Annotated in this window: 27 protein-coding genes, 1 tRNA gene and 1 pseudogene; 19 read left to right on the top strand and 10 right to left on the bottom strand. The window is 69.7% G+C overall.

What is annotated here, in order from left to right; genetic code table 11:
- The first annotated feature begins 86 nt into the window (after positions 1-86).
- The 5 genes from N1032_RS17415 to N1032_RS17395 all read left to right on the top strand — a co-directional run bounded on the left by N1032_RS17415 (position 87) and on the right by N1032_RS17395 (position 3,192).
- Positions 87-1,136 (top strand): TadA family conjugal transfer-associated ATPase, encoded by a 1,050-nt coding sequence (locus tag N1032_RS17415; protein ID WP_259540470.1) that lies wholly within the window; start codon positions 87-89, stop codon positions 1,134-1,136.
- A 1-nt stretch (position 1,137) separates the two neighbouring features.
- Positions 1,138-2,160 carry a type II secretion system F family protein gene (locus N1032_RS17410; protein ID WP_259540469.1) on the top strand — a complete coding sequence of 341 codons (1,023 nt, stop codon included), beginning with the start codon at positions 1,138-1,140 and terminating at the stop codon, positions 2,158-2,160.
- Positions 2,157-2,459 carry a DUF4244 domain-containing protein gene (locus N1032_RS17405; RefSeq protein WP_259540468.1) on the top strand — a complete coding sequence of 101 codons (303 nt, stop codon included), beginning with the start codon at positions 2,157-2,159 and terminating at the stop codon, positions 2,457-2,459. Before N1032_RS17410 ends, N1032_RS17405 begins: the two co-directional genes overlap by 4 nt.
- A gap of 74 nt (positions 2,460-2,533) precedes the next feature.
- Complete coding sequence (locus N1032_RS17400; RefSeq protein WP_259540467.1) at positions 2,534-2,806, top strand: hypothetical protein; 273 nt, start codon at positions 2,534-2,536, stop codon at positions 2,804-2,806.
- An 83-nt stretch (positions 2,807-2,889) separates the two neighbouring features.
- The gene (locus tag N1032_RS17395; RefSeq protein ID WP_259540466.1) at positions 2,890-3,192 is read left to right on the top strand and encodes a hypothetical protein; all 303 of its coding nucleotides are present in this window, start codon (positions 2,890-2,892) and stop codon (positions 3,190-3,192) included.
- A gap of 308 nt (positions 3,193-3,500) precedes the next feature.
- On the opposite strand, the gene N1032_RS17390 is transcribed toward N1032_RS17395, so the two are convergent.
- The 8 genes from N1032_RS17390 to N1032_RS17355 form a co-directional block, all read right to left on the bottom strand.
- The gene (locus N1032_RS17390; protein WP_259540465.1) at positions 3,501-3,692 is read right to left on the bottom strand and encodes a hypothetical protein; all 192 of its coding nucleotides are present in this window, start codon (positions 3,690-3,692) and stop codon (positions 3,501-3,503) included.
- A gap of 3 nt (positions 3,693-3,695) precedes the next feature.
- Positions 3,696-3,899 carry a hypothetical protein gene (locus N1032_RS17385; RefSeq protein ID WP_259540464.1) on the bottom strand — a complete coding sequence of 68 codons (204 nt, stop codon included), beginning with the start codon at positions 3,897-3,899 and terminating at the stop codon, positions 3,696-3,698.
- A 17-nt stretch (positions 3,900-3,916) separates the two neighbouring features.
- A complete protein-coding gene (locus tag N1032_RS17380; RefSeq protein WP_259540463.1) occupies positions 3,917-4,612 on the bottom strand; it encodes a hypothetical protein in 696 nt (231 codons plus the stop codon).
- Between the two features lie 9 nt (positions 4,613-4,621).
- On the bottom strand, positions 4,622-5,926 hold the full coding sequence (locus N1032_RS17375) for a DUF3631 domain-containing protein (protein WP_259540462.1): 1,305 nt from the start codon (positions 5,924-5,926) through the stop codon (positions 4,622-4,624).
- Positions 5,927-6,017: 91 nt separating this feature from the next.
- Complete coding sequence (locus N1032_RS17370) at positions 6,018-6,314, bottom strand: hypothetical protein (protein WP_259540461.1); 297 nt, start codon at positions 6,312-6,314, stop codon at positions 6,018-6,020.
- Positions 6,311-6,433 carry a hypothetical protein gene (locus tag N1032_RS17365; protein ID WP_259540460.1) on the bottom strand — a complete coding sequence of 41 codons (123 nt, stop codon included), beginning with the start codon at positions 6,431-6,433 and terminating at the stop codon, positions 6,311-6,313. The genes N1032_RS17370 and N1032_RS17365 overlap by 4 nt, the downstream gene beginning before the upstream one ends.
- Positions 6,434-7,121: 688 nt before the next feature.
- Positions 7,122-7,595, bottom strand: coding sequence for a hypothetical protein (locus N1032_RS17360; protein ID WP_259540459.1), 474 nt, complete (start codon positions 7,593-7,595; stop codon positions 7,122-7,124).
- Positions 7,592-8,800, bottom strand: a complete 1,209-nt coding sequence (locus N1032_RS17355) for a recombinase family protein (protein ID WP_259540458.1) — start codon at positions 8,798-8,800, stop codon at positions 7,592-7,594. The genes N1032_RS17360 and N1032_RS17355 overlap by 4 nt, the downstream gene beginning before the upstream one ends.
- A gap of 37 nt (positions 8,801-8,837) precedes the next feature.
- Between N1032_RS17355 and N1032_RS17350 the strand changes: the two genes are divergently transcribed.
- The 3 genes and pseudogenes from N1032_RS17350 to N1032_RS17340 form a co-directional block, all read left to right on the top strand.
- On the top strand, positions 8,838-8,930 hold the full coding sequence (locus N1032_RS17350; RefSeq protein ID WP_259540457.1) for a DUF4244 domain-containing protein: 93 nt from the start codon (positions 8,838-8,840) through the stop codon (positions 8,928-8,930).
- Positions 8,914-9,381, top strand: coding sequence for a TadE family protein (locus N1032_RS17345; RefSeq protein ID WP_259540455.1), 468 nt, complete (start codon positions 8,914-8,916; stop codon positions 9,379-9,381). The genes N1032_RS17350 and N1032_RS17345 overlap by 17 nt, the downstream gene beginning before the upstream one ends.
- Positions 9,345-9,737, top strand: a pseudogene (locus N1032_RS17340) (Rv3654c family TadE-like protein); the annotation flags it as partial. The gene N1032_RS17345 and the pseudogene N1032_RS17340, both read left to right, overlap by 37 nt.
- A gap of 42 nt (positions 9,738-9,779) precedes the next feature.
- On the opposite strand, the gene N1032_RS17335 reads toward N1032_RS17340, so the two are convergent.
- Complete coding sequence (locus N1032_RS17335) at positions 9,780-10,013, bottom strand: hypothetical protein (RefSeq protein ID WP_259540454.1); 234 nt, start codon at positions 10,011-10,013, stop codon at positions 9,780-9,782.
- A 227-nt stretch (positions 10,014-10,240) separates the two neighbouring features.
- Here N1032_RS17335 and topA point away from each other — a divergent pair, with 227 nt between their 5' ends.
- The 11 genes from topA (at position 10,241) to N1032_RS17280 (ending at position 23,258) form a co-directional block, all read left to right on the top strand.
- Positions 10,241-13,069, top strand: a complete 2,829-nt coding sequence (gene topA, locus N1032_RS17330) for a type I DNA topoisomerase (protein WP_259540453.1) — start codon at positions 10,241-10,243, stop codon at positions 13,067-13,069.
- Positions 13,066-13,701 (top strand): dTMP kinase, encoded by a 636-nt coding sequence (tmk, locus tag N1032_RS17325; RefSeq protein WP_259540452.1) that lies wholly within the window; start codon positions 13,066-13,068, stop codon positions 13,699-13,701. The genes topA and tmk overlap by 4 nt, the downstream gene beginning before the upstream one ends.
- A 113-nt stretch (positions 13,702-13,814) precedes the next feature.
- Complete coding sequence (locus N1032_RS17320; RefSeq protein ID WP_259540451.1) at positions 13,815-15,044, top strand: DNA polymerase III subunit delta'; 1,230 nt, start codon at positions 13,815-13,817, stop codon at positions 15,042-15,044.
- On the top strand, positions 15,041-16,612 hold the full coding sequence (locus N1032_RS17315) for an alpha/beta hydrolase (protein WP_259540450.1): 1,572 nt from the start codon (positions 15,041-15,043) through the stop codon (positions 16,610-16,612). The genes N1032_RS17320 and N1032_RS17315 overlap by 4 nt, the downstream gene beginning before the upstream one ends.
- A gap of 116 nt (positions 16,613-16,728) precedes the next feature.
- Complete coding sequence (locus N1032_RS17310; protein ID WP_259540449.1) at positions 16,729-17,382, top strand: TetR/AcrR family transcriptional regulator; 654 nt, start codon at positions 16,729-16,731, stop codon at positions 17,380-17,382.
- Positions 17,383-17,466: 84 nt separating this feature from the next.
- Positions 17,467-17,539 (top strand) — tRNA-Thr (locus N1032_RS17305).
- Between the two features lie 101 nt (positions 17,540-17,640).
- Entirely contained in the window at positions 17,641-18,624 is a 984-nt protein-coding gene (locus N1032_RS17300) for a Gfo/Idh/MocA family protein (protein ID WP_259540448.1), read from the top strand.
- 5 nt (positions 18,625-18,629) lie between these two features.
- Entirely contained in the window at positions 18,630-19,331 is a 702-nt protein-coding gene (locus N1032_RS17295) for an alpha/beta hydrolase (RefSeq protein ID WP_259540447.1), read from the top strand.
- Between the two features lie 88 nt (positions 19,332-19,419).
- A complete protein-coding gene (gene dacB / locus N1032_RS17290) occupies positions 19,420-21,018 on the top strand; it encodes a D-alanyl-D-alanine carboxypeptidase/D-alanyl-D-alanine endopeptidase (protein ID WP_259540446.1) in 1,599 nt (532 codons plus the stop codon).
- Positions 21,019-21,079: 61 nt separating this feature from the next.
- The gene (locus tag N1032_RS17285; protein ID WP_259540442.1) at positions 21,080-21,673 is read left to right on the top strand and encodes an isochorismatase family protein; all 594 of its coding nucleotides are present in this window, start codon (positions 21,080-21,082) and stop codon (positions 21,671-21,673) included.
- 118 nt (positions 21,674-21,791) lie between these two features.
- Positions 21,792-23,258, top strand: coding sequence for an NAD-dependent succinate-semialdehyde dehydrogenase (locus N1032_RS17280; RefSeq protein WP_259540441.1), 1,467 nt, complete (start codon positions 21,792-21,794; stop codon positions 23,256-23,258).
- 59 nt (positions 23,259-23,317) lie between these two features.
- Here the strand turns inward: N1032_RS17280 and N1032_RS17275 are convergent.
- Positions 23,318-25,723: aminotransferase class III-fold pyridoxal phosphate-dependent enzyme (locus N1032_RS17275; RefSeq protein ID WP_259540440.1), on the bottom strand; the 2,406-nt coding region annotated here is incomplete at its 5' end.

The following is a 25,723-nucleotide window of genomic DNA, read 5'->3' as shown; positions in this document are numbered from 1 at the left end:
CCTGCACAATCGCGCGAGCAGCGGAGTTTGTGCACAGAAACGCGGATGCCGGCATCCTGAGCTCTTCGCATCATCAAGATGGGCGCATGACCACCCTCTCCCCTCCTCGTTCGCTCGTCTCTTCGACACCCCTTGCCGCTCCTGCCGTGGGCCGCTCGGCGGCCGATTCGGTGTTCGGGCCGCTCGCGCCCTATCTCGACGACCCGTCGGTGACCGACCTGTTCGTCAACGGGCATCGCGAGTTGTGGGTCGACCGGGGCGGAGGGCTGGTGCGCGACGACGAATGGCGGTGCCCGGGAGAAGAGCGGCTGCGCGAGTTCGCGGTGCGGCTCGTTGCGCGCGGCGGCCGCCACATCGACGAGGCCACGCCCTGCGTCGACGTGCGGGTCGAGGGCACGCGGGTGCACGTCGTGCTGCCGCCGGTCGCCGTGGGCGGAACGGTGCTGTCGATCAGGGTGCCGCAGACCGATCATCCGCGTCTCGACGACCTCGACCGGCGCGGCCTGTTCGGGGCAGGTGCCGCCGGCCGAGCTCAGCGGCGCATCATCGACGACGCGGTTCGGTCGCGCACGAACGTGCTGATCACCGGCGCCGGCGGCAGTGGCAAGACGACGCTGCTCTCGGCCTTCCTGGCCGAGGCCGACCCGGCCGATCGGATCGTGGTGATCGAAGACGTCACCGAACTGCGCGTCGACCACCCGCACGTCGTCGCGCTCGAGGCGCGGCAACCGAACCTGGAAGGGGCGGGAGGAATCGGTCTCGCCGAACTGGTGAGGCAGGCGCTGCGCATGCGGCCCGACCGGCTGGTGCTGGGCGAATGCCGTGGTGCAGAGATCCGAGAACTGCTGTCGGCGCTCAACACCGGCCACGACGGCGGGGCCGGCACTCTGCACGCGAACGCCATCGTCGATGTTCCCGCCCGCGTCGAGGCGCTCGGGGCGCTCGCCGGCCTCGACGCCACCGCCATCGCCCGCCAGGCCGTGAGCGCGCTGGGTCTGGTGTGCCATCTGCGGCGCACCCGCGACCGACGCGAGATCGAAGCCTTCGGTGTGTTCCATCTCGACACGCGCGATCGCCTCGCCGTCCGGCCGCTTCCGTTGGCCGAGGCGGCGGCGGTGGCCAAGCGCCGCCACTGACATGGGCAGCTCACGCGTGGGCAGCTCACGGCAGGCGCGCGAGATCCGCACCCGCCCGGCGGCCGAACAGCTCGGCGCCGTGGTGGAGCGGCTGGCCGTGCTGATCGGCGCCGGCGTCACGCCCCAGAACGCGTGGTCGTATGTGGCGGAGTCGAGCGTCGACCCCACTGTGCGGGCGATCGCCGCGCGCGTCGAGCGCGGCGCGCCGATCGCCGCGGCGGTGGGAGCAGCCGCAGTCGGTGCGCTCCCCAGGCTCGAGCTCGGCCGGGGCCGGGGCTCCGCGTCTGCTGCGCGCGTGAAACGCGGGGGTGCGGCCGGTATGGGCGCTGCGTGGGCGACCGTGGCTGCGGCCTGGTCGGTCGCCACCGAGACCGGGGCGCCGCTCGGCCGCTGTCTTGCCGATATCGCCGACTCGCTGCGGGCCGTCGGGCAGGTGGAACGCGAGATCGACGCCGCACTCGCGGGCCCCGCCGCCACGACGAGACTGGTCGCTGCCCTGCCCGTGATGTCGTTGGCGTCGGGCTGGCTGCTGGGCTTCGACACCGCCGGAGTGCTGTTCGGCAGCCCGGCCGGCGTCACGTGCCTCGTCGGCGGACTCCTGCTCATGGCGGCCGGACACGTGTGGAGTTCTCGGCTCCTACGCCGAGCCCGGCAGCTGGCTCCCGCTCCAGGCCTGGCGCTCGACCTCGTGGCCGTCGCGGTCGCGGGCGGCGGGTCACTCGCACGGGCCACCGCCTTCGTCGACGACACCATGTCCCGCTTCGGTCTCGAGCGCGGTGCCGACGATCACGCCGTCGAGTCGGTGCTGTCGCTGGCCGCCCGCGCCGGAGCACCGCCTGCCGAGCTGCTGCGCAGCGAAGCTGCTCGCGTGCGGCGCGACTCGGTGAGTGCCGCCAACCGCCGTGCTGCGGCTCTCGGCGTGTGGCTGATGATTCCGCTCGGCCTCTGCGTGCTCCCCGCCTTCCTGCTGCTCGCGGTCGCGCCGGTCGTCATCGGCGTGCTCAGCTCGACGGCCTTCGTGTGAACCCGACTGCTCTCGCCCCGTCGCCTCATGGCCCCGTCGACCACCGCACCCCATCGATCCATCGACCCCTCACCCCATCGACCCCTCACCCCATCGAAAGGAACACCGTGAACATCCACCATTCCGCTACCGTCCACTCCTATCCGTCGCTTCGTGTGGGCGGTGCCGAGACCCTCCTGGCGCGTGCCCGGATCGCGGTGCGCGACGAGTCGGGCGCCGCCACCGCGGAGTACGCCATCGCGACCCTCGCCAGTGTTGTTCTGATAAAGCGGTTATGGGGCTTGTACGCCCCCGTCTGAGGGTCATGGCAAAGGTGGTTGGTGCGATCATTGAGTCCACAGAGCGTAAAGGGTGAGCGGCGAGGAGTCTCCGAATGATCGACGAAAAAAGCTTCTTAGATTGGCAGTCAAATCGCGGCCGCTATGAATCGCTTTGGGCCGACCGAGCCCGAGCCCGTGCCAATGTCGAGGAAGCCAAGACTGCCCTTGAGGCGGTGCGGCAATCCGAAGTCGGTACCAATTGGGAGCGGAACCAAGACCTACTTCGCGCCCAAGAGGCGCTGAACAACGCGTACGAGCTATTTGTGCTCGCATCCGATTCGGTAAACACAGCGATGGATGGCGACGGTGGCATAGACATTTCCTAGGGTGGTCTCAGTGACTGGTTACCCGAGCTGTCGGAGGTGCTGAGTAGTCTTCGAGATACACCTAGCGAAGGGGGCATTCACCCATGACCGACGAGCCCACGAACACTGAAGGCGCAGCTCCGAGCTACCGAATCGAGGACGATCCGGACCGGCCGGAGCGCGATCAGATTTTCCCGAAAGACCCGTACTTGGCCGATGTGCTTGACCTTATCCTGGGCTCTGATGACCAAGCCGATGGGCAGGCACTCGCCATCACCCTAAATATGGGCGGCCTCCTCGTGAGCGGCGAGGCCATCACGCGCCGCGCGTGGATCGACGCCATGAAGGATCAAGTAAGTTGCATCCGCCACGTTCGCCGATGCGTTAGAGGAGCTCTGGGGAGGTGACCCTGCCAGGCGCACTGAGTTGCAGGAGCGTCGTGACGCTCAGGAGTTGCCTCGTTTCGCGCGGAGCTTTATCCACATGCGCAACGTGAGCTTCTATCCAGCAACCAACGGAGTGTCAGTCACACCGTGGCGTGCCGCGCTGTCGGATGTCTCGGGCTGGACGTTCGGCAAGCTCGGGCCCCGAGCGATCGAGGACGAGGAGTAGCCGAGGAAAGCGCCCCCCGACCTTGGAACCGTCGGGGGGCGCTCGGCGGGAAAGGCACCGCCTCTGCCCTGCCGAGCATGGCTACCCGGCAGGTGTCTGGGGGCTACGTCGTGAACACGACCTGGCCCGAGCCGTTGTCGTAGCGAGTCACCGACTCAAGGTGCATCGGTGTCGAGCCGGCACGCGAGTAGATGGCCGCCGTCTTGGCGTGAGTGGCGATGCGCGCCGCGTTCTCGGGCTCATCGGTCCAGTCCTCGGGGTTGCACGGGTCGACGTTGAACGTCCAGCGGGCCATGGTTCAGCCCTCCCGCTCGGGGGTGAACGTGCCGTCGTTGTAGCGACGGGCGATCGCGGCTTGGATGCGATCGACATCCGACACGATGCCGGTGACGCCCCGGTCGAGCTTGTCGGTCAGGCGCTGCTCGGCGGCGTCGAGCTCGGCGGCCTCGGCCGCGCGCTTGCGCGCCAGGATCAGTTGCGCCTGGCGATTCGTTGTGGTCATGTGCGTTCTTCTCTCTCTCAGTCGTCGGTGCCGAATGGCTCAACGATTTGGTCGGGCAGGGGTGCTGGTGCATCTGGTTCGAGGCGCTGACCGGCGATACGGAGCGCGTGGGCGACCTGTCGGGATGCTGCCTTGATGGCCTCGGCCTCAGGCACGGGTCGTGTCTCAGGCAGCCCGTTCTCGGGGTCGTCCTGACTCGTGCCGGGCAGCCGCTCGACGAGTTCGAGCAGCCCTAGGTCGGATTCGAGACCGTGGATGGCCTGCTCAAGCGCGTACGTATGACCAGCCATCGCGTCGCGGGTCTTGGCGATGTTCTTCCGCAGCCCTTTGGCGATGCCGGGCCCCTCATCGATCAGCGCCACCCGTAGCCGACGCCAGGCCTTGGCCACCATCGAATCCATCGCGTAGATCATCTGCTGCGCGTTCTCGACCTCGGCCGCGGCCGCGTCGCGGGCCGTCGTCGGCATGTTCAGCTGGGCAGCCTCGGCGGCCGGCGCATCGGCGATGAGCTTGTGGAACTCGATGGTGTCGAGGGTGAACGCGTGGGGCAGCGCGTTGTCGGCTTGGAACTTGCGTTCCTGAGCCTGAGACAACCCCTCAGTGGCCTCTTTGAGTGAGTCCAGAGCGACCCGCACGGCAGGGTTGCTGATCGTGCTCGGCAGCTTGACGCCGTAGGGGCGGAAGTAGGTGATCCAGTCACCGTTGTCGGTCATGGGCATTGGTTATTTCTCCTGTTCGATAGGGATTTGAGTGGGTGCCGGGTCGAGGGGCTTGAGGTATCGGGCAAAGGCATCGGCGAAGTCGGACCGATACCAGCCACGGGCGGTGCTGACGCTGTCGGTGCGGATGGTGTGCGGGCTTGGGATGTCGAACTCTTTGAGCATCCGAATGGCGAACTGCCGATCTAGCGGCAGGCCCTGTTTACCGAACCCAGACCACGGCGCCTCGTCGAGCAGCACGAGCTTGTTGACTACGTCCTCGGCGGCCAGCTTGTCGTCGTCGCCGAACACCCGGCGGATGTCGGACAGCAGCCGAACGTTGAGCGCCTGCGAGTCGTCGCGGGATGCCGTCACGAACGCTACGGCGGCCTCACGGATGCGTCGGGGCCACTCTTGACCGGCCAGGTCGGCCAACACGATCAGGGGCTCGAAAATCTCGGCAGCGCGGTTGTCGAGCTCATCGGGGAGAGCGGGCCAGGCACCATCCCAGTCGTCCATCACGATCGCGAGCGACAGCCGCAAACGGTGCTGCAGCTGCTCGGCCTCGTCGGCGACCTCGCGGTGTCGGAACTTGGCCACCTGCTCACCTGGCAGTTTGCGACGCATGGGGATGATGAACGACCTGGACGCGAGGGTGTCGGGCAGACCATGCAGCCCGGCCATGGCTACGGGCGCGTAGGTCGGGTACTCGCGCATGACCCATTCCTTGCCCCTCGATTCCATCCGAGCGACCGAACCGCCCCGCTTGTAGCCGCTATTCAGAGCCCCGCGCAGTTCCTCCGATGACTCGTTCTTGCTGCCGCCGAACACCGTGTCGACCTCGTCGATGAACGGTGTGCGCGGCATCTCAGGGTCGGAGGTCGCGTGAAAGAACGCAGACGTGCTGAGGTTGGCCGTTTGCAGCGGGCGGTTGCTGATCGAGGCGCACACGTCGAGCGCGAGTGTCTTGCCAGACCCGGCTACCGGCGACGTGAAGAAGAGTCGACCGGCGACGTCGAAATAGTCGGCAGCGACGTAGGTCAGGCCGATCCAGAGGGTGACTACGGTGGCCGCGTGCTCGTCGGGCAGTACGACGAATCGGGTGACGTATGCCCTCACAGCATCGAATACGTCGCTGAGCGGGTCGCCGCCACCGTCACGGTAGCCCTCGACGACGAGCTCCGCGACCTCGTCACTGGTCAGAACTGGGGGCGCGACGATGTCGTGCCTCTTCATCGTCTTTCGGGCGGTCTTGGAGATGCTGCGTGCCGCCTTCATGTCTGGGCTCGCTTGCGCCCAGGCGACCGCGTCGGGGATGAGTGGCAGCATGCGGGTTGCTTCCCAGGCAGTACGCCGAGCCCACCACTGGCGCTCTGCGAAATCGGGAGAGGGGTAATGAAAGTCGCTAGGCACGTAGTGCTCATGCACCGTCGCCACCCTCGTTGAGCCACCGACGTCGGAGGTAGCGGGCCTGTTCGAGGCGATCGGCCGGCGACAGTTCGGGCCAGGTTTCGCCGACCTTGAGCCAGAACGGCATCAATTCATCGGTCGGCTCGTGTGCCTGTTCCTCGGCGGCTTTGGCGGCCTGCTCAGCGCGATAGCGTTCCCAACGGATGCGGTTGAGTTCGGCGGCGCGCTCGCGGCGCTCGGCCGGTGTGCTGCCCTGCCACCGTTTCATGCCGCCTTTGCGGCCGTTCTCTCGGTCGCGGGCGCTCATCGCTGACCTGCCACGAGCAGAGCGGCGAGGCGAGCACGCACGGCCTCAGACAGCGGAGGGGCGGCGGCGACGAGCGCGGCGATGGTAGCGGAGGGCTCAGGGCCAGAGGATCGCAACATGATGAAGTCCCGAAAGAATCGGTGAACGCTTCATCCCATTGCGGGAGCCCATATGCATTTTGGGCGGGGCCGAAATTTATAGACCCCGCTGACCCTCGGGGTATGGAAGAACTCTACAGCAAGACGGTACGGATTAACAGTCCGAACCCTGCTCTTTTTCCAACGGCGCCCGCTGTCGGCATTAGGGCGCATCGGAGAGGCCGCCGATCGGGAGACCGAGACCGATTAGAGCTAACCCGAGGGCATCCCGCGCCGACCGTTAGACCGTCGCCGATGTCCGACAGAGCAAGGGGGTGAGGGAGCACGCCGGCGTCACGAGCGTGTGACGTTGTGACGGATGTGACGCGTGACGGAAAGGGTAGGCGAGGGTCGAACCTCTACCCCTCTCCCTTTCTCTTATTTTCAATCTCACCCCCCTCTGACCCTCTAAGCGGCACACGAGGCGCCCCCATACCGTATTTGTCACGTGACACATCCGTCACAACGTCACAGCGGCCCAGCTGCATCGGAGATCGGCGGCACTAACGAGCTAACGCGCATACCTCTGGTGAAGCGTCACAAGCGTCACAACTGAAACAAGCGAGGTCATCGGCCCCGGGAGTGAGAGAACACGGGCGTGGGTGGAGTTTTCTCCCTTAGCGTCCGCGCTCGGCCAGGGTCATCGAATCCGTAGCCGGTACCGTCGGACCTACTCGCGCCACTCGATCGTGACCGTCTTGGCCAGCTGCTCGTCGCTCATTTTGCGTCGGTTCCCCTGGCCCACCGAATGCACGGTCATCGTCATGAGGGCGTCGACAATCTCTCGCTTGACTCCGAGGGGTCGACTCTCCCAGGCAGCCTGAACGTCGGCAGCGCCCACGACGTCGGAGAATGCCGACACGTTCACCCCCGCGCGCAGAAGTTCGTCTATCTCTGCGATCCGCTTGGCGATCCGCTTGAGCGCGGCCAGTTCCTCGTCACGCGGCAGCAGCCCGGCTTCGGCATCCGAACCCACCTCGCGGCGTCGGGTTTCGAGTCGGCGGCGCTCATCCCTCAACGCCTTGACGTCGGGGCGCACGCGTGGCGTCAGCAGGTCGAGCGCGTCGCCGCGGCTGAGCCGGGCAACGACCAGTCGGCCGACGAACTCATCGAGCGGGTCACCTCGGCGCATGAAGTGTTTCATGGACGGGCAGCGATACGAGTGGATGCCCGCCTCACCACCGCCGGCCTGATCGGCTCATGGCACACGCCGCAGACTGCGAGGCCTGAAAGCAGCCAGCGACGCGAGGGACCCGGCGAGGTGCGCCGCTTGGGGTTGCCCATGATCGACCGGGCCTCTTGCCATTCCTCGACGCTGACGAGGGCGGGCCAGTTGCCCTCCGTGGTGTGCTCGCGCTCGATCATCGCCACGTCGTAGTGCTGGCCCCAGCCCCCCTCGGGCGGTACGGGCAGGAGACCGGCGTAGTAGGGCGACATCAGGATGCGGCGCAACGTGTTCGGTCGGAACTCGGCCCCGTCGGGCGTGGCCTTAGTCGGCAGGGTGCGGCGCCCTGCATCGGTCAGGTCACGGCAGATCGAGCCGAGTGGCACCCCGGCCAGAAACTCATCGAACATGCGGCGCACGTCGCCGGCGCGCCCCCCGTCGGCGTCCCTGACTGATTCGAGCTCGGCCAGGTAGAGGTCGAGCGAGCCGGCATCGAGCGCAGCCGTCAGACCGTCGTGGAACCGCTCCCCGCCCCGGATACCACCGAGCACCGGCAGCACCTTGGCAGGGTCGGTCGTGTCGAGGCCTCGGAGGGCGGCGGCCAGCTTGCGGGCGGGGTCGGTCTCGATGCTCCCGGTGTCGGGCTCGTATGCGGCCGGGTCGCCTCGGCGTGCGCGCTCGGCTGGGGTGACCCACCGGTAGCCGTACGGCACCCGCCCACTGGTCGGCATGCCGAGTTTCCTGCCGGCCGCATTCGAGAACGCGCGACGCTCGGCCTTGGTCTCGACCTCGGCCTGCGCGACCGTTGCCAGGATGCCCGCCACGAGCCGACCGTTGGCCGACGTGAGGTCGAGGTCGCCGTCGGTTGTTACGACCAGCACATGGGCATCCTGTAGCTCGGTGATCGAGTGCAGCGCCCGCGTGAGCCGATCGAGTTTGCGCACCACGACGACGTCGAACTTGCCCGACCGGGCATCGGCGATCATCTTGGCCCAGGCGGTGCGCTCCCCGCGCTCTTTCGACCCCGACACCCCGTCGTCGATGTACTCGCCCGCCGGCACGTACTCGCGCAGGTCGATGAGCTTGCGGCAGGCGTCGAGTTGGTTGAGAATTCCATCCTCTTTCGGCACCGATTGGCGGGCGTAGATGGCTGCTCTGAGGGGGCCGCGGGGCTTTGTGGGCATGCTCTAATTATGCTCTAACAGTACAACTGTCGCGGCTGTGGGCTTGGCCGGCCTGCTCGTCGTCGTGCTGCGGGGCGACGACGTCAAGGGCATGCTCACCGAGCTGATCCACCGTGCGCTCACGCTCTGAGGCGCGCGCGACGGGTCGGGGGAGCGTCGGTGCTCCGTCCGGCATCCTCAATCCACCGGGGCGCCGGCCGCGGATCGCGGGCCGGTCCCCAGCGGAGGGTGCCATCGACTCGGAAGCGGGGTCGGTCACCGCCGAGTTCGCGATGATCCTGCCGGCCATCGCGCTGATCCTCGCCATCGGCGTCGGCGTGGTGCAGCTCGGCGCGCTTCAGGTGCGACTCACCGACGGGGCAGCCGACGCCGCGCGCATGCTCGGCCGGGGCGACCCGGCGGGCGCCGCGTCGGCGCGGGTGGCCCAGGCGCAGGCGGGCGCGTCGATGAGCGTGTCCCATCCGGGTGCGCTCGTGTGCGTCACGGCCCGCGCCTCTGCCGGTTCCGACCTCTTGGGTGCGCTGTTCGACTTCTCGGGCACCGGATGCGCGCTCGACGACACGCAGACGCCGTCACCATGACACCGTCGACAGGCCGGCTGGGCGCGCGGCTGCGCCGGCTCACCCAGACTGATGACGGCGGTGGGGGAGTCGCCGGCATCGGGGTGATCGTCGCACTCTGCACCCTGCTGTGCGCGTGCGCTCCGATCGGCGGTGCACTCGCCGCCCGGCAGGAGTTGCGAGGTGCCGCCGATTCCGCGGCCCTCGCCGCGGCCGACACCGCCTCGGGCCGGGTCGCCGGGGCGCCCTGCGACAACGCTTCGGCCGTCGGCGGTCAGCTCGGCGCGAGAATCGCGTCGTGCGACGTCGATGCCGGTGGAGCGGCGACCGTCGTTGCCGAGAGCACCGTGCTCGGCGTCACGATCAGCGCGACCGCGCGCGCCGGGCCGCCGGCGGGCTCCGCCGCCGCGGGAGGAACGTCAGTCGACGATGGCCTGCACGTAGCGGTAGTCGACAGCGCTGGGTCGCTCCGAGTCGGCGAACTCCAGGCCCGACGCGCGTCGGTAGAGATAGTGTTTCGCGGTCGCCTGCACCGGAATCGTGAGCCGAGCCTGCGGCTCGCCCGAATCGGTGAAGTCGGTGCGGATGGTCTTTCCTTCGAGTGGTCCGTCGGTGAACTTGGCGGTGTAACTGCCGTTCTCGATCGCTGCCATACTGCTCAGGCCCTCTCCGTTGAAGTGGTCACACCCATTGTCCCCCCATACGCCCACGGCGCAATGCGAGCGATTTCTTCCACGGCGAACGCCCTGATTAGGCAGCTACCCGTGGGGGGTGTGTATGGTGTGCCTGACGGACCAGCGTGTCCGCCATCGGCCGGAACGGCGCATCATCCACCCCGGAATCGCTCTCTGCCGACGCGTTGCATATATAAGGAGAACAGTTGCCAGGCCCGAGAAAGCTCGTCATCGTCGAGTCACCGACGAAGGTCAAGTCGATCGCCCAATATCTGGGTGACGGCTTCGACGTGATGGCTTCGGTCGGCCACATCCGTGACCTGGTCGAACCCAAGAACCTGCCTGCCGAGCTCAAGAAGGGCTCGCTCGGCAAGTTCTCGGTCGACGTCGAGAACAAGTTCGAGCCCTACTACGTGGTGTCCGACGCGAAGAAGAAGACGGTCGCCGACCTGAAGAAAGCCCTCGCCGGCGCCGACGAGCTCTACCTCGCAACTGATGAAGACCGCGAAGGCGAGGCCATCGCCTGGCACCTGCTGCAGGTGCTGAAGCCCAAGGTTCCCGTGCACCGCATGGTGTTCCACGAGATCACCCGCGAGGCCATCGAACAGGCCCGCGACAACACCCGGCAGATCGACGACGCCCTCGTGGACGCCCAGGAGACCCGACGCATCCTCGACCGCCTCTACGGCTACGAGGTCTCTCCCGTGCTCTGGCGCAAGGTCGGCCCCGGCCTCTCCGCCGGCCGCGTGCAGTCGGCCGCCACTCGCCTCGTCGTCGACCGCGAGCGCGAACGCCTCGCCTTCACGAGCGCGAACTACTGGGACCTCACGGCCCGCCTCGCCCCCGACAAGGCCGCCCCCGAGGTCGACGCCTTCGACGCCCGACTGGTGCGCCTGAACGGCGAGCGCGTCGCGTCGGGTCGCGACTACGACGAATCCGGCTCGCTCAAGGGCAAAGCCGTGGCGCTCGGCGAAGCCGCCGCCACCGCCCTGTCGGCGGCTCTCGAGGCACCGGATGTCGCCATCCGGGTCACCGGTGTGGAATCCAAGCCCTACACCCGCCGCCCCGCCGCTCCCTTCACCACCTCCACGCTGCAGCAGGAGGCCTCGCGCAAGCTGCGCTTCTCGGCCCGCCAGACCATGAGCGTGGCCCAGTCGCTCTATGAGAACGGCTACATCACCTACATGCGAACCGACTCCCCGTCGTTGTCGCAGCAGGCGATCACCGCGGCGCGCAACCAGGCCACCAAGCTCTACGGTGCCGAGACGATTCCCGACAAGCCGCGCCTCTACTCGGGCAAGAGCAAGAACGCCCAAGAGGCGCACGAGGCCATCCGGCCGGCCGGCGAGGTGTTCAAGACGCCCGCCGAGCTGTCGTCGGTGCTGCGCGGCAACGACTTCCGGCTCTACGAACTCATCTGGAAGCGCACGGTCGCGTCGCAGATGGCCGACGCGAAGGGCTCGACGGCGTCGGTCACCATTGCCGCCGGCCCGGTGACGGTCGAAGAACTGGGCGGCGAGACGACCGCCGAGTTCTCGGCATCCGGAACCGTCATCACGTTCCGAGGCTTCATGCTGGCCTACGAAGAGGGCCGTGACGAAGAGCGCAACGCGTCGGGCGAGCCCGCCGAGGCCAAGCTGCCCCCGCTCAAAGAGGGCCAGCAGCTCGCCGCCATCGACGTCGACGCCGCCGGCCACGACACCACGCCGCCGCCGCGTTACACCGAGGCGAGCCTGGTGAAGGCGCTCGACGAGCTCGGCATCGGCCGCCCGTCGACCTACGCGTCGATCATCTCCACCATCATCGATCGCGGCTACGTCACGCCGCGGGGCCAGGCTTTGGTTCCGAGCTGGACGGCGTTCTCGGTGGTGCGGCTGCTCGAAGACTTCTTCGCCGACCTCGTCGACTACGACTTCACCGCCGCTCTCGAGGCCGACCTCGACAAGATCGCCGACGGCGAAGAAGACCGCGTCGACTGGCTCAACGGGTTCTACTTCGGCAGCGAGGGTCACCCGGGCCTGCGCACCGTGATCGACAACCTCGGCGAGATCGACGCGCGCGCCATCAACTCGGTGGCGATCACCGACGACATCACCCTGCGCATCGGCAAATACGGCCCCTACCTCGAGGTGCTCGACCCGTCGGGCGACCTCGACGCGCCGCCGCGCCGCGTCAACCTGCCGCAAGACCTCGCTCCCGACGAGCTGACGGCCGAGAAGGCCCGCGAACTCGTCGACGCCCCGGTCGTGACCGACCGGGTCGTGGGCATCAACCCGGCCAACGGCAAAGAGATCGTGGCGAAAGACGGTCGATTCGGCCCCTACGTGACCGAGCTCGACCCGGTCGTGCCCGAGGAGTCCGCCGCGGCGGCCCCGGCAGCCCCGGCCGCCGCCGCTGCAGCCACGACGACGGATGCCGCCACGCCCGACACCGCGGCCCCCGCCAAGAAGGCTCCCGCCAAGAAGCCGGCGGCCAAGAAGGCCGCGGCCGCCAAGCCGCGCACGGCGTCGCTGTTCAAGTCGATGGATCTCGCGACCATCGACCTCGACACCGCTCTGCGGCTGCTCGACCTGCCGCGCGTGGTGGGCGACGACCCCGAGTCGGGTGAGCCGATCACGGCCCAGGGCGGCAAGTTCGGCCCCTACCTCAAGAAGGGCACCGACACCCGGTCGCTCGAGAACGAAGACCTCATCTTCGAGATCGACCTGCCTGGTGCGCTCGAGCTGTTCGCGCAGCCGAAATACGGAGCCCGCCGCGCGTCGTCGGCCCTGAAGGAGTTCGAGGCCGACCCCGAGAGCGGCAAGCCGATCCGGGTGAAAGACGGCCGGTTCGGCCCCTACGTCACCGACGGCGTCACGAACGCCACCATCCCTCGCGGCGAGACCGTCGAGGAGGTCGACTTCGAGCGCGCCGTGCAGTTGCTCGCCGACAAGCGCGCGAAGGGCCCCGCGAAGCCGAAGGCGAAGACCGCGACCGCGGCCAAGAAGCCCGCGGCCCGCAAGGCGCCCGCACGGAAGGCCGCTCCGAAGAAGTGAGAGGCGTGTTCATCACGCTCGAAGGCGGCGACGGGTCCGGAAAGTCCACACAGGCCGAGAAGCTCGAGGAGTGGCTGACCGAGGCCGGCCGCACGGTCGTGCGCACCCGCGAACCCGGGGGAACCGACTTCGGCAACGAGGTGCGCGAGATCGTGCTGCACAGCCGCGGGCACATCTCGCCGCGGGCCGAAGCGCTGCTCTATGCCGCCGATCGCGCCCAGCACATCGCCACGAAGGTGCGCCCCGCCCTCGAGCGCGGAGACGTGGTGGTGCAAGACCGCTACCTCGATTCCTCCGTCGCCTACCAGGGCGCCGGGCGCGTGCTCGACGCCGACGAGGTGCGGCGGCTGTCGCTCTGGGCGGCCGAGGGCCTGCTGCCCGACATCACGATCCTGCTCGACCTCGACGAAGACCTCGCGCGTGCCCGCCTCGACAGCGCCAACAAGCGGTTCGACCGACTCGAGGCCGAGAAGAGCGACTTCCACCGCCGGGTGCGGCAGGCCTACCTCGACCTCGCCGAGCGCGAACCGCAGCGCTTTCTCGTGGTCGACGCGGCTCTGCCGCCCGATCAGATCGCCGCGATCGTGAGGGGCCGCGTCGAGGCCTTCGTCGCGGCATCCGAGACCCCCTGACCGCTCGACCGTCACGCCCACTGACAGAGCCCCGGCCAGCGCCAACCGCCAGAGCCCACCGCCATGGCCCACTGTCAGAGCCCGCTGTCAGAACCTGCCGATAGATTGACACCATGACCGTCTGGGACGACCTCACCGGCCAGCCGGCCGCCATCGAGGTGTTCCGTGCTGCCGCCGAGAGCTCCACGCTCCCCTCGAGCGCCGCCGCCCGCGAGGCCCTCGCCGCCACGGATGCCGCGCCCACCGCGCCCGACTCGATGACCCACTCCTGGCTCATCACCGGGCCTCCCGGGTCGGGTCGCTCGAACCTCGCCTATGCGTTCGCCTCGGCGCTGCTGTGCCGCAACGGCGGCTGCGGAGTCTGCTCCGACTGCCGCCAGGTGGCGGCCCGCACCCACCCCGACCTCGCCATCCTGGCCACCGACCGGGTCATCATCTCGATCGACGAGGTGCGCCGCCTGGTGTCGGCGTCGCAGTTCTCGCCCTCGGTCGCCCGCTACCGCGTGGTGGTGATCGAAGACGCCGACCGCATGGCGGAGCGCACCTCCAACGTGCTGCTCAAGGCGCTCGAAGAGCCGCCCGAGCGCACGGTGTGGATTCTCTGCGCGCCCAGCGAGGCCGACCTGCTGCCCACCATCCGCTCCCGCGTGCGCTCGGTGCGCCTTCGGGTGCCGAGCACCGACGACGTGGCCGCCTTGATCATGAAGCGCGACGGCGTCGACCACGCGCTCGCCGAGCGCGCCGCCCGTGAGTCGCAGAGCCACATCGGCATGGCCCACCGCCTTGCCACCAACGACGAGGCGCGGGCCCGGCGTGCCGAGACGATCGAGCTCGCACTCTCGGTGTCGTCGGTGGGCGACGCGGTGCGCGGCGCCGCCCGACTGCTCGACATCGCGGGCGCCGACGCCCAGGCCATCACCGAGGAGCGCGACGCCGAGGAGCGCGCCGCCGCGCTCCGGTCGCTCGGTGTCGAGCCCGGCCAGGCCATCCCGCCGGGCCTGCGGTCGCAGATCAAGGCGCTCGAAGACGACCAGAAGCGCCGGGCCACCCGAAGCCTGCGCGACGGCATCGACCGCATCCTGACCGACCTGCTCTCGCTCTTCCGCGACATCGTGCTCGTGCAACTCGGCGCCCGTGTCGAACTCGTCAACGAGGCCATCGCGGCCGACGTGCGTCGCGCGGCCGAGAATAACGATTCGTCATCGACCCTCGCGGCGATGGATGCCATCGCCGACGCCCGTCGCAGGATTGCGGCTAACGTTGCCCCGGCCCTCGCCCTCGAGGCCATGCTCGTCACGGTCGCCGAGGCCGGCCGTTCCGCATCACGAAAGGTTCCCCAGTGAGTCGACGCACCCCCGCGAGGCGGGCCCTGACCGCGCTGACGATCGCCGCCGTCGCGCTGCTCGCCCTCTCGGGGTGCACCACCTGGTTCACCGGCGCGCAGAACGGCTTCGGCGGGGCCACCTCGGCGCCCGCCACCTCGACGCCGACCGGCGAAGACGTTCCCGCCGACCTGCAGCCGTTCTACGGCCAGGTGCTCGACTGGGAGTCGTGCGGCGGCCCGTTCCTGTGCGCCGACGCGACCGCCCCGCTCGACTGGTCGAACCCCGGCGGCGACACGGTCACCCTCGCTCTCATCAAGAAGCCGGCCTCCGGCGGCACGAAGCTCGGGTCGCTGTTCGTGAACCCGGGTGGCCCCGGCGGTTCGGCCTATGACTTCGTGCAGCAGTCGGCCGACTTCGCGGCGCATCCGTCGCTGCAGTCGTCCTATGACCTGATCGGCTACGACCCCCGTGGCACCGGCCACTCCGACGCCGTGCACTGCCTCACCGATGCCGAGCGCGACGCCTACCTCTACGACATCATCCCGGGCGAGCGGGGTTCGCAGGAGTGGATCGACGCCTACACGAAGGCCGCGAAAGACTTCGCCGACAAGTGCGCCGAGAACACGGGTCCGCTGCTCGAGTTCATCGACACCGACAGCACCACCCACGACCTCGACATGCTGCGCTCGGTGGTGGGCGACCCGAAGCTCAACTACCTCGGCTATTCCTACGGCACGTTCCTCGGCGCCGCCTATGCCGAGAACTTCCCCGACAAGGTCGGCCGCATGGTGCTCGACGGTGCCGAAGACCCCGCGTCGAGCGGATTCGACATCTCCATCTCGCAGGCGGCCGGCTTCGAGAACGCGCTGAAGAACTACCTCACCGCCTGCGTGAACGGCTCCGACTGCTGGTTCGACGGGTCGGCCGACGACGCCCTCACGCGCATCCAGCAGCTGCTCGCCCAGGTCGACCAGAGCCCCATCCGGGCGAGCGACGGCCGCGAGCTCGGTTCGTCGAACCTGCTGACGGCGATCTTCTACCCGCTCTACAACGAGGGCAACTGGCCCTACCTCGACGATCTGTTCTCGTCGGTCGAAGACGGTCAGGCCGACTTCGCCTTCCAGCTGGCGGATGCCTACAACAGCCGCAATTCCGACGGCACCTACGCCGACAACCTGATCGAGTCGTTCAACGCCATCTCGTGCGCCGACTACCCGGCCACCACCGATCCGGCGGTCATCGCGAAGCAGAACGCCGACTTGATCGCCGCCTCGCCGACCGTCGGGCCCTATTGGACCTACGGCGACATCGCCTGCGCCCAGTGGCCCTACCCGAGCAAGCGGGTGCCGGCGCCGGTGACCGCCGCCGGATCCGACCCGATCCTCGTCGTCGGCACCACCGGCGACCCGGCGACGCCCTACAAGTGGGCGCAGGCGCTCGCCGCGCAGCTCGAGAACGGCCACCTCGTCACCTTCGAGGGCGAGGGGCACACGGCCTACAACTCGTCGAACTGCGTGGCCGACGTGGTGGATGCCTACTTCCTCGACGGAACCGTGCCCTCGAGCGATCCCGACTGCACGAACTGATCGCCGGGTCGGCGCGCAGGCAAGCACCCACTCCCAGAGGCAGGCACCCACTCCCAGAGGCAGCGAGTCCGCCGCGAAACTGCATGCAGACGCCTCGATTCTGAGATCATGGATGCATGTCCGCTGAACCCGAGGAACTCGGTCTCCGAGAGCGCAAGCGAAAGGCGACGCGCCGCAACATCCAACTCGCCGTGCTGCGACTGACCGCCGACCAGGGCCTCGACCAGGTCACCGTCGACGAGATCAGCAACGCCGCCGGCGTCTCGCCGCGCACGTTCTTCAACTACTTCCCGTCGAAAGAAGCCTCTCTCGCCGGCGACGCGCCGTTCGTGTTCACCGACGAGATCGCCCGCGAGTTCGAGACGGCAGCGCCCGACCGCGACCCGCTCGGCGACCTGCTGGTGATCATGGCCGACCAGGCGCGCGAAGACGGCGCCGTCGACCCCGAGCTCCACGCCCTGCGCCGGCGCGTGATGAACGACTACCCGAAGGTGTTCGCGCTGAAGATCGACAGGATGCGCGAATTCGAGGCCGAGGTCGCGGCATCCGTCGCCCGCCGCCTCGAAACGGATGCCGCCCACCGCGGCGACCCCACCGACCCTGACGACGTGCTCGAGCGGGCCCGCATGATCGCGCTGCTGTCGCTGACGCTCGCGCGGTCGGCCTGGTTGTCGTGGGCCGAACATCCGGAGACCGTCTCGCTGCCCGACGCCCTGCACCGCGCCTACGAGCGCATGCGCGACGTGGTCGCGGTGCCCTCGCGGGTGTGAGCCGCGGCGGTCGGCTCGGTGTCCGCGAGACCCTCGCGGATCGGCTATGCTTTGTTGCTGTGCCGCGCGCTGAGCGTCGGCCAGGCCGCCTTAGCTCAGTCGGCAGAGCGATTCACTCGTAATGAATAGGTCCCGGGTTCGATTCCCGGAGGCGGCCCCGTTTCAGCCCACACAAGAAGCCCGGTGCATCCGGGCTTTTCTTGTCTGCGGGCACGCAGCACTAGGCTCGACAGAGCTATTGAGAGAGCGGAGTCGCGGATGCCGGAGCAGATTCGTTGGGGAATACTCGGAACCGGAGGCATCGCGCACTCCTTCGTCACCGACCTGCTGGCCGAGGGCCTGACGGTCACCGCCGTCGGGTCGCGTTCGCGGGCCTCGGCCGATGAATTCGCGGCGAAACACGGCATCGCGACGGCGCACCCGAGCTACGAAGCGCTCGTCGCCGACCCCGAGGTCGACGTGGTCTACATCGCCACGCCGCACACGTTCCACGCCGAGAACGCCCTGCTCGCCATCGGCGCCGGCAAGCACGTGCTCGTCGAGAAGGCGTTCACGATCAACGCCGCTGAAGCCGCCCGCATCCAGGAAGCCGCCGCCGCTGCGGGCGTGGCCGTGCTCGAGGCGATGTGGACCCGGTTCTTGCCGCACATGGTGCGCATCCGCGAGATCATCGCCGCCGGCACCCTGGGCGACGTGCGCACCGTGCTCGCCGATCACGATCAAGACCTTCCCGACGACCCCGAGCACCGCATCAACAACCCCGACCTGGGCGGCGGCGCGCTGCTCGACCTCGGCATCTACCCCGTGTCGTTCGCGGTCGACCTGTTCGGCGTGCCCGAGCGCATCCTCGCGCAAGCCACGCTCACCGACACCGGGGTCGACCGCCAGACCGCCCTCATCTTCGAGCACGCGGGCGGGCGGCAGGCCGTTCTGCACAGCGCGCTCGACACCGCCGGCCCCGTCACGGCGTCGGTGATCGGCACCGAGGCCCGCATCGACATCGAGCGGGTCTGGTATGCGCCGACGAGTTTCACCGTCACGAGCAACACCGACGAGGTGCTCGAGCGGTTCGAGCAGCCTGTGAACTCGCGCGGCATGCAGTTTCAGGCGTTCGAACTCGAGCGCGTCATCCGGGCCGGTGAGACCGAGAGCCCGCTGCTGCCCGTGGCGGAGTCGGTGGCGATCATGGGCGTTCTCGATGAGGTGCGGGCCCAGATCGGCGTGCGCTACCCGGGCGAGTGAGCGCGATGTTCGGTTCGGGCGCCCACTCGGCGCCGAGGGAATCGAGGCGGCGACCCGGTGGGGTGCGCCGCCACGTGCTCGTGCTGCCCGGCGGGGGCTACGGGCGGCTCGCGCCGCACGAGGGCGAGCCGGTGGTCGAGTGGCTGCAGGGGCTGGGCGTCGAGGCGAGCGTCTTTCGCTACCCGGTGCTCACGCGGCATCCGTTGCCCACCGAGGCGATCCGCGCCGAGATCAGGCGCTGGCGGGCTGAGGGCGTCGACGAGGTGGGCGTGCTGGGCTTCAGCGCCGGCGGTCACGCGGCCGGCATGGCGGCGCTCGCCCCGGCCGACGACCCGGGCGACGTGGCCGACCTCGCGGTGCTGTGCTACCCGGTGGTGTCGATGGTGCTGCCAGGGCACGAAGGGTCACGGCTGAACCTGCTGGGGCCGGATGCCGACGAGCACCTGCGCCGAGCCACCTCGCTCGAGCTGCTGGTGACTCCGGATGCGCCGCCCGTGTTCCTGTGGCACACCTCCGACGACGACGTGGTGCCGGTGGCCCCGGTCTACCGTCTCGGCGAAGCGCTGCACGCGGCCGGGGTGGCGCACGCGGTGCACGTGTACCCCTCGGGCAAGCACGGTCTGGGGCTCGCGATCGGGTCTGGCCTGCCTGAGATGTGGACCGCGGAGTGCGCGGCCTGGCTCGCCGACCGGGGCTGGCTGGGCTGAGCCGGCGGAGCGGCTCTGGGCCGCGGCCGGCGGGGCGCGTGAGCTGGGAGAACTGGGGGCGCGAAAGCCTCGCGGGTAGCATGAAGTGATGTCCGAGTCAGAGACGCCGAGAACTCGCCGCGAGGCGCGCGAGGCCGAAGAGCGGGAGGCAGCGGCCGCATCGGCCGCCGCCGACGCCGCCACCGCGGGCACGCCGGCAGCGGCAGCGGCGACGGCGGCTACGGCGGCCACGGCGGTGGGCGGGCAGGCCGCTGCATCCGAAGCCGCGGTAGGCGCGGGCGGTGTCGCGGCACTCGTGGGGCGGCATCCGCGCATCTGGATCGCCTCGGCCGCGGCCGCCGTGCTGCTCGTGCTCGGCGGCGGAGCGTTCGCCGCCGGAGCCGCGGTGGGCGGCTCAGGATCCCCGGCCTCGACGCTCGCCGTCACCGAGGCCACGGCGACGCCGACCCCCACACCCACGCCCGCGTCACGGGCACAGCCTCAGGCCGCGGCGGCCCCGGCGGTGCTGCGCACCTGCTCCGTCGCCGGGCTCGCCACCGACCCGCGCCTCGGCACGTTCCTCGGCGCGGTGCGCAACGCGGCCACCGGCGAGGTGCTGTTCGACCGCGGCGCGTCGACCTTCGCGCGCACCGCGAGCGTGATGAAGGTGCTCACGAGCTCGGCCGCACTCGCCGTGCTCGGCCCCGACTACCGCGTGCCCACCACCGTGGTGAAGGGAACCGAGCCCGGCCAGGTGGTGCTCGTCGGCGGCGGCGACATCACCCTCGCGAGCGGCTCGTCGAACATCTATCCCGGCGCCGCCAGCATGCTCGACCTCGCGGCCCAGGTGGATGCGGCCTGGAACGCCGATCCCGCCACCGCCGGCACCCCGATCACCTCGATCGTGATGGACGCGAGCGTGTTCTCGGGCGAGCGCTGGCAGCCGTCGTGGAACCGCAAGGAGCAGGTCGACGGCTACTCCTCCGAGGTGACCGGCCTACAGGTCGACGGCGACCGCGCCGACCCGTCGGCCAACGTCTCCACCCGCAGCGACGATGCCGTGCTGCGCGCCGGGCAGGCGCTGGCCCTCGCGCTCGGAGTGCCCGACGCGGCACTCGCCGAAGGCCTGGCGACGGCGGGCGCACCCCAACTCGGGCAGGTGCTCTCGGCTCCGGTGTCGACCATGATCCCCGATGCGCTGCAGCGCTCCGACAACACCGAGGCCGAGATGCTCGCGCGGCTCGTGGCGGTGAGCCTCGGCACGGGCAACTCGTTCGAGGCGCTGCAGGCCGCCATTCCGCAAGCGCTCGCCACCTACGGTCTCGACACCAGCGGACTCACCATCGTCGACGGCTCGGGCCTCAGCGACAACAACGGGGTGTCACCAGCGCTTCTCACGAAGCTCTTCGTCAAGATCAACGCCCGCGAGGGCAACCTCGGCATCGTCTACGACGGCCTGCCCGTGGCGGCGCAGAGCGGCACGCTCGCCGGCCGCTTCGGCGATTCGCCGGCCGCCGGCAACGTGATCGCGAAGACCGGCTGGATCGACACCGGCTACACCCTCTCGGGCATCGTCAACGCCGCCGACGGCACCGTGCTCACCTTCGCCTTCTTCGCGCTCGACGACGTCGGCGACAGCGCGAAGGCCGCCCTCGACGCCCTCACCACGGGTGTCTACGAGTGCGGCAACACCCTCTCGAACAACTGACCCACCCCGCCCGCGGCCTAAACTGGAGGCAACACTTCCCGCGAAGAGTAGGTGATTCTTGATGGCACGAGCGCTTTTCATCATCGACGTGCAGAACGACTTCATCGAGGGCGGCGCCCTCGGGGTCGAGGGGGGAACGGCCGTCGCGAACGGCATCTCGAAACTGCTGGCCGAGCATCCGACGACCTACGACTACGTCATCGCCTCGCGCGACTGGCACGACCCCGACAACGACAACGGCGGCCACTTCGCCACCGACGCCGCCCCCGACTTCGAGTCGACCTGGCCCGTGCACTGCGTGGCCGGCACCTATGGCGCCGAATACCACGACGACCTCACGGCGCAGGCCATCGACCACCACGTGCGCAAGGGCCAGGGCCAGCCCGCCTACTCCATCTACGAGGGCACCACCGAAGAGGGTGGCACCGTGCACGACCTGCTCGACGCCAACGGGGTCACCGAGATCGACGTCGCCGGTCTCGCCACCGACTACTGCGTGCGCGCCTCCGCGCTCGACGCCATCGAGCACGGCCGGCACGTGCGGGTCATCACCGACCTGGTCGCCGGGGTGTCACCGGATGCCTCGCGCGCGGCCATCGCCGAGCTCGCGCACGCGGGGGCCGACTTGATCACCTCCGATCTGGTCGATCGCTGAACCCGAGCACCGCGGCATCCGTCGCCTGCCACCGCCCGGACGCAGCCACCGCGGTAAAGGCGCCACCGGCCCGCATTCGTCACCGGCGGCATCCGCTGGTCTCGCGAAAGGAAACGACATGAGTGCAGCATCCGAGGCCGATCTGCTGGCGGGCGTGCCCGATCAGCTGTTCATCGGCGGCCACTGGGTGGCCTCGTCGAGCGGTAAGACGCTCGACGTCTACGACCCGGCGACGGGTGCGGTGCTGAAGAGCATCGCCGACGCGGGCCCCGACGACGGCATGCGGGCGCTCGACGCCGCGGTCGCCGTCGCCGACGAATGGGCGGCGACGGCTCCGCGCGTTCGCGGTGAGATTCTGCGAGGCGCGTTCGACCTGCTGCAGGAACGAAAAGGCGACGTGGCTCTGCTGATGACCCTCGAGATGGGCAAACCGCTCGCCGAAGCGGCGGGCGAGGTGGCCTACGGCGGCGAGTTCTTGCGCTGGTTCAGCGAAGAGGCGGTGCGCATCGCGGGCCGCTACGGGCGCAACCCCGAGGGCACGGGCCAGATGGTGGTGTCGCAGCGCCCGGTGGGGCCCTGCTTCTTGATCACGCCCTGGAACTTTCCGCTCGCGATGGCGACCCGCAAAATCGCGCCCGCGCTGGCTGCCGGATGCACCGTGGTGGTGAAGCCCGCGGCGCTCACCCCGCTCACCACCCTCTACGTCGCTCGCCTGCTCGAAGAGGCGGGGCTGCCCGGCGGGGTGCTGAACGTCATCACGACCTCGACCTCGGGCGCCGTCTCCGACCCGATCATCGCCGACCCCCGCCTGCGCAAGCTCTCGTTCACCGGATCGACGCCGGTCGGCCGCGCGCTGATGAAGCAGGCCTCCGAGAACGTGCTGCGCACCTCGATGGAGCTGGGCGGCAACGCGCCCTTCGTGGTGTTCGGCGATGCCGACCTCGACAAGGCGGTCGACGGGGCAATGCTCGCGAAGTTCCGCAACATCGGGCAGGCGTGCACCGCCGCCAACCGATTCATCGTGCACCGCTCGGTGGCCGTCGAGTTCTCGCGGCGGGTGGCCGAGCGGGTGGGGCAGTTCCGCATCGGTCGCGGCACCGAGGAGGGTGTGGGCATCGGCCCGCTCATCAATGCCAAGGCGGTCGACAAGGCCGACGAACTGGTGCAGGACGCCGTGTCACGCGGGGCGACCCTGGTGGCGGGCGGGCACCGGCTCGAGCGGGAGGGCAGCTTCTACGAGCCGACGGTGGTGACGGGGGTGCCGCTCGGCAGCGACATCCTGCGCGAGGAGATCTTCGGGCCGGTGGTGTCGGTGGTGGAGTTCGACGACGAAGACGAGGCCGTGCGGCTCGCGAACGACACCGAATACGGGCTCGTGAGCTATGTGTTCACCGAGAACCTCGGTCGCGGGCAGCGCATGATCGACAAGCTCGACACCGGCATGATGGGGCTGAACGTCGGGGTCATCTCGAACGCGGCCGCACCGTTCGGGGGCGTGAAGCAGTCGGGGCTCGGCCGCGAGGGCGGGCTCGAGGGCATTCACGAGTACCTCTCGACGAAGTACACCCTCATCCCCAACGGCTGAGGCCCGCGGCGGTCGGCAGCGGGGTGGGTGAGGCCGCTCGCTGGTGAGCGCTGCGGCCCTCACCAGCCGTGCGTCAGCACCTCGTCGAGCGTGTCGACGAAGAAGTCGGCACTGGTCAGCGTGAGCGTGAGCGGCGGCTTGATCTTCAGCACGCACTGCCGGTCGGAGGTGGGCTGCACGATGACGCCGAGTTCGAGCATCCGGTCGCAGATGGCGGCGGTCTCGTCGGTGGCGGGCTCGAGGGTGACGCGGTCGCGCACGAGTTCGACACCGAGATAGAGGCCGAGCCCGTGCACCGCACCGATGAGCGGATGCCGCTCGGCGAGTTCTTCGAGCCGGCGTCTGAGGTGCGCACCCACCACGCGTGCGTTCTGCTGCAGTCCCTCGTCGTGCAGGATGTCGAGCACCGTGGTGCCGACCACCGAGCTCACCGGGCTGCCGCCGGCCGACGAGAAGAAGGAGCCCTGCGATCGGAAGTTCTGGGCGATGTCGCGACGCGTGATGACCGCGCCGAGCGGATGCCCGTTGCCCATCGCCTTCGCGATGGTGACGACATCGGGCACCACCCCTTGCTGCTCGAACCCCCAGAAGTGGTCGCCGAGGCGGCCGTAGCCGACCTGCACTTCGTCGGCGATGCAGAGGCCGCCCGACGAGCGGATGGCGGCGTAGACGGCTCGCAGATAACCCTCGGGAAGCGGCATCCCGCCGGCGTTGCCGTAGAAGGGTTCGGCGATGAAGGCGGCCGGGGGCCGGCCCTCGGCCGTGAGGGCCTCGATCGCGGCCACGGCGTCGTCGGCGTAGCGGTGCACGTCGGCGCCGCGGTGCCGGCCCCGGTAGGCGTTCGGGGCGTCGAGGGTGTGCACCCAGTCGGGCCTCGTCGAGAGGGCGTCGGGGTTGTCGGCCGTCGAGGTGGAGACGGCGTCGGCCGCGTCGGACCACCCGTGATAGGCCTCGCGCACCGCCACCACGTCGCGGCGGTTCGCCCACGCCCACGAGAGGCGCAGGGCCAGGTCGACCGCCTCGGTGCCGCTGTTGACGAGGAACACCGAGTCGAGCGGATCGGGAACGAGCCCCGCCAGGCGCTCGGAGAGATCGACGACCGACCGGTAGTTGAACCGCGAATTGGTGTTGAGCAGCTGGAGCTGACGCGCCACGGCGTCGGCGATGCGCGGATGCGCGTGACCGACCGAGGCGACGTTGTTCACCATGTCGAGGTAGGGGCGCGCGTCGGTGTCGAACAGGTGGTGCCGCCAGCCGCGCTCGATCACGGGCGGCCGGGCGTAGTAGTGCTCCTGCACGTCGGCGAGGGCACGTGCGCGGCGGTCGAGCAGGCCGGCGGGGGCGGCGGCGGGGGCGGATGCGGGGGCGGATGCCGTGGCGCTGCGTGCGGTGTCGGGGAGGCGCGCGGGGTCGGCGGTGCCACCGCGGTCGTCGGCGGGCTCGGGGACGTCGTCGGGATCGGTGCGGGGTGCCGCGTCGGGCGCGAGGGACGCCGGGGCGGCATCGGTGCCGTCGGCATCCGTTGCGGCATATCTGGTCGAGGGGGTGGTGGCGAAGACGAAGGGGGTCGGGTCGAGCACGACGTGCGCCCACGCGGGCTCGAGGTCGACCGTGGTGAACCACGGCACTCGTGCGAGGTCGACGCCCCGCCGCACGAGTCGCACGCCGAAGGCGACCGCGCCGTCGGCTGCGGTGCCGGTGGTGGTGGTGCCGGTGGTGGTGCCGCCGGGTTGCAGCGGGGCGCCGGCGACACCGATCCACGCGCCGGCCTGCACGTCGCGAGCGCCCGGCTCGGCGTCGTGACCGTGGGGGTCAGACTCTGCGCATGTGCCGGCCTCGGCCGCTGCGCCGCCCGTGGTCGGCCCGCGGCTGCCGGTGGCGCCCGCCGCCACACCCGGCAGCACGGCCGTGGGGGTCAGGCCGACCAGTTCGAGCACGGAGTCGTCGGTGCGCAGCAGGAGGCGGCCGTCGTCGGTGGTGGTCAGCCTTCCGGCCCACGGCGCGTGCACCGGCTGAGCCGCGGCGAGGGCGATCCCGACGCTGAGCGCGACGCACGGGTGCGGCCGCCACGATTCGACCACCGATCGCGTCAGGCAGCGCTCGCCGAAGCGGGTGATCGTGGCGGCCGCGCCGGCGCGCAGCTGGTCGGCGGCGACGGATGCCTCCACTCCCGGCTGTGCGAACCGCCCGCCGTCGAGGGCGGCGCTCGTCGACGACAGGTCGAGGGTCACCGCGTCGGCGGCCTCGACCTGCGGCAGCAGGGGGTGCCAGGCCGCTGCCGACGCCCGGGAGTGGTCGACCCCCGCACCGCCGACCGCGCCGCCGTCGCTGACCGCGCCGCCATCGGCGACCGCGCCGCCATCGGCGACCGCGCCGCCATCGGCGACCGCGCCGCCATCGGCGACCGCGCCGCCATCGGCGACCGCGCCGCCATCGGCGACCGCGCCGCCATCGGCGACCGCGCC

Source organism: Herbiconiux daphne (assembly GCF_024979295.1).
Taxonomy (GTDB): Bacteria; Actinomycetota; Actinomycetes; order Actinomycetales; family Microbacteriaceae; genus Herbiconiux; species Herbiconiux daphnes.
This window is presented reverse-complemented; position numbering and strand designations above follow the sequence as displayed.

Coding starts and splice junctions, on each gene's coding strand:
- N1032_RS17415 (WP_259540470.1), top strand. CDS start 87: ATGACCACCCTCTCCCCTCCTCGTTCGCTCGTCTCTTCGACACCCCTT.
- N1032_RS17410 (WP_259540469.1), top strand. CDS start 1,138: ATGGGCAGCTCACGCGTGGGCAGCTCACGGCAGGCGCGCGAGATCCGC.
- N1032_RS17400 (WP_259540467.1), top strand. CDS start 2,534: ATGATCGACGAAAAAAGCTTCTTAGATTGGCAGTCAAATCGCGGCCGC.
- N1032_RS17395 (WP_259540466.1), top strand. CDS start 2,890: ATGACCGACGAGCCCACGAACACTGAAGGCGCAGCTCCGAGCTACCGA.
- N1032_RS17390 (WP_259540465.1), bottom strand. CDS start 3,692: ATGGCCCGCTGGACGTTCAACGTCGACCCGTGCAACCCCGAGGACTGG.
- N1032_RS17385 (WP_259540464.1), bottom strand. CDS start 3,899: ATGACCACAACGAATCGCCAGGCGCAACTGATCCTGGCGCGCAAGCGC.
- N1032_RS17380 (WP_259540463.1), bottom strand. CDS start 4,612: ATGACCGACAACGGTGACTGGATCACCTACTTCCGCCCCTACGGCGTC.
- N1032_RS17375 (WP_259540462.1), bottom strand. CDS start 5,926: ATGCTGCCACTCATCCCCGACGCGGTCGCCTGGGCGCAAGCGAGCCCA.
- N1032_RS17370 (WP_259540461.1), bottom strand. CDS start 6,314: ATGAGCGCCCGCGACCGAGAGAACGGCCGCAAAGGCGGCATGAAACGG.
- N1032_RS17365 (WP_259540460.1), bottom strand. CDS start 6,433: ATGTTGCGATCCTCTGGCCCTGAGCCCTCCGCTACCATCGCCGCGCTC.
- N1032_RS17360 (WP_259540459.1), bottom strand. CDS start 7,595: ATGAAACACTTCATGCGCCGAGGTGACCCGCTCGATGAGTTCGTCGGC.
- N1032_RS17355 (WP_259540458.1), bottom strand. CDS start 8,800: ATGCCCACAAAGCCCCGCGGCCCCCTCAGAGCAGCCATCTACGCCCGC.
- N1032_RS17335 (WP_259540454.1), bottom strand. CDS start 10,013: ATGGCAGCGATCGAGAACGGCAGTTACACCGCCAAGTTCACCGACGGA.
- N1032_RS17320 (WP_259540451.1), top strand. CDS start 13,815: ATGACCGTCTGGGACGACCTCACCGGCCAGCCGGCCGCCATCGAGGTG.
- N1032_RS17310 (WP_259540449.1), top strand. CDS start 16,729: ATGTCCGCTGAACCCGAGGAACTCGGTCTCCGAGAGCGCAAGCGAAAG.
- N1032_RS17300 (WP_259540448.1), top strand. CDS start 17,641: ATGCCGGAGCAGATTCGTTGGGGAATACTCGGAACCGGAGGCATCGCG.
- N1032_RS17295 (WP_259540447.1), top strand. CDS start 18,630: ATGTTCGGTTCGGGCGCCCACTCGGCGCCGAGGGAATCGAGGCGGCGA.
- dacB (WP_259540446.1), top strand. CDS start 19,420: ATGTCCGAGTCAGAGACGCCGAGAACTCGCCGCGAGGCGCGCGAGGCC.
- N1032_RS17285 (WP_259540442.1), top strand. CDS start 21,080: ATGGCACGAGCGCTTTTCATCATCGACGTGCAGAACGACTTCATCGAG.
- N1032_RS17280 (WP_259540441.1), top strand. CDS start 21,792: ATGAGTGCAGCATCCGAGGCCGATCTGCTGGCGGGCGTGCCCGATCAG.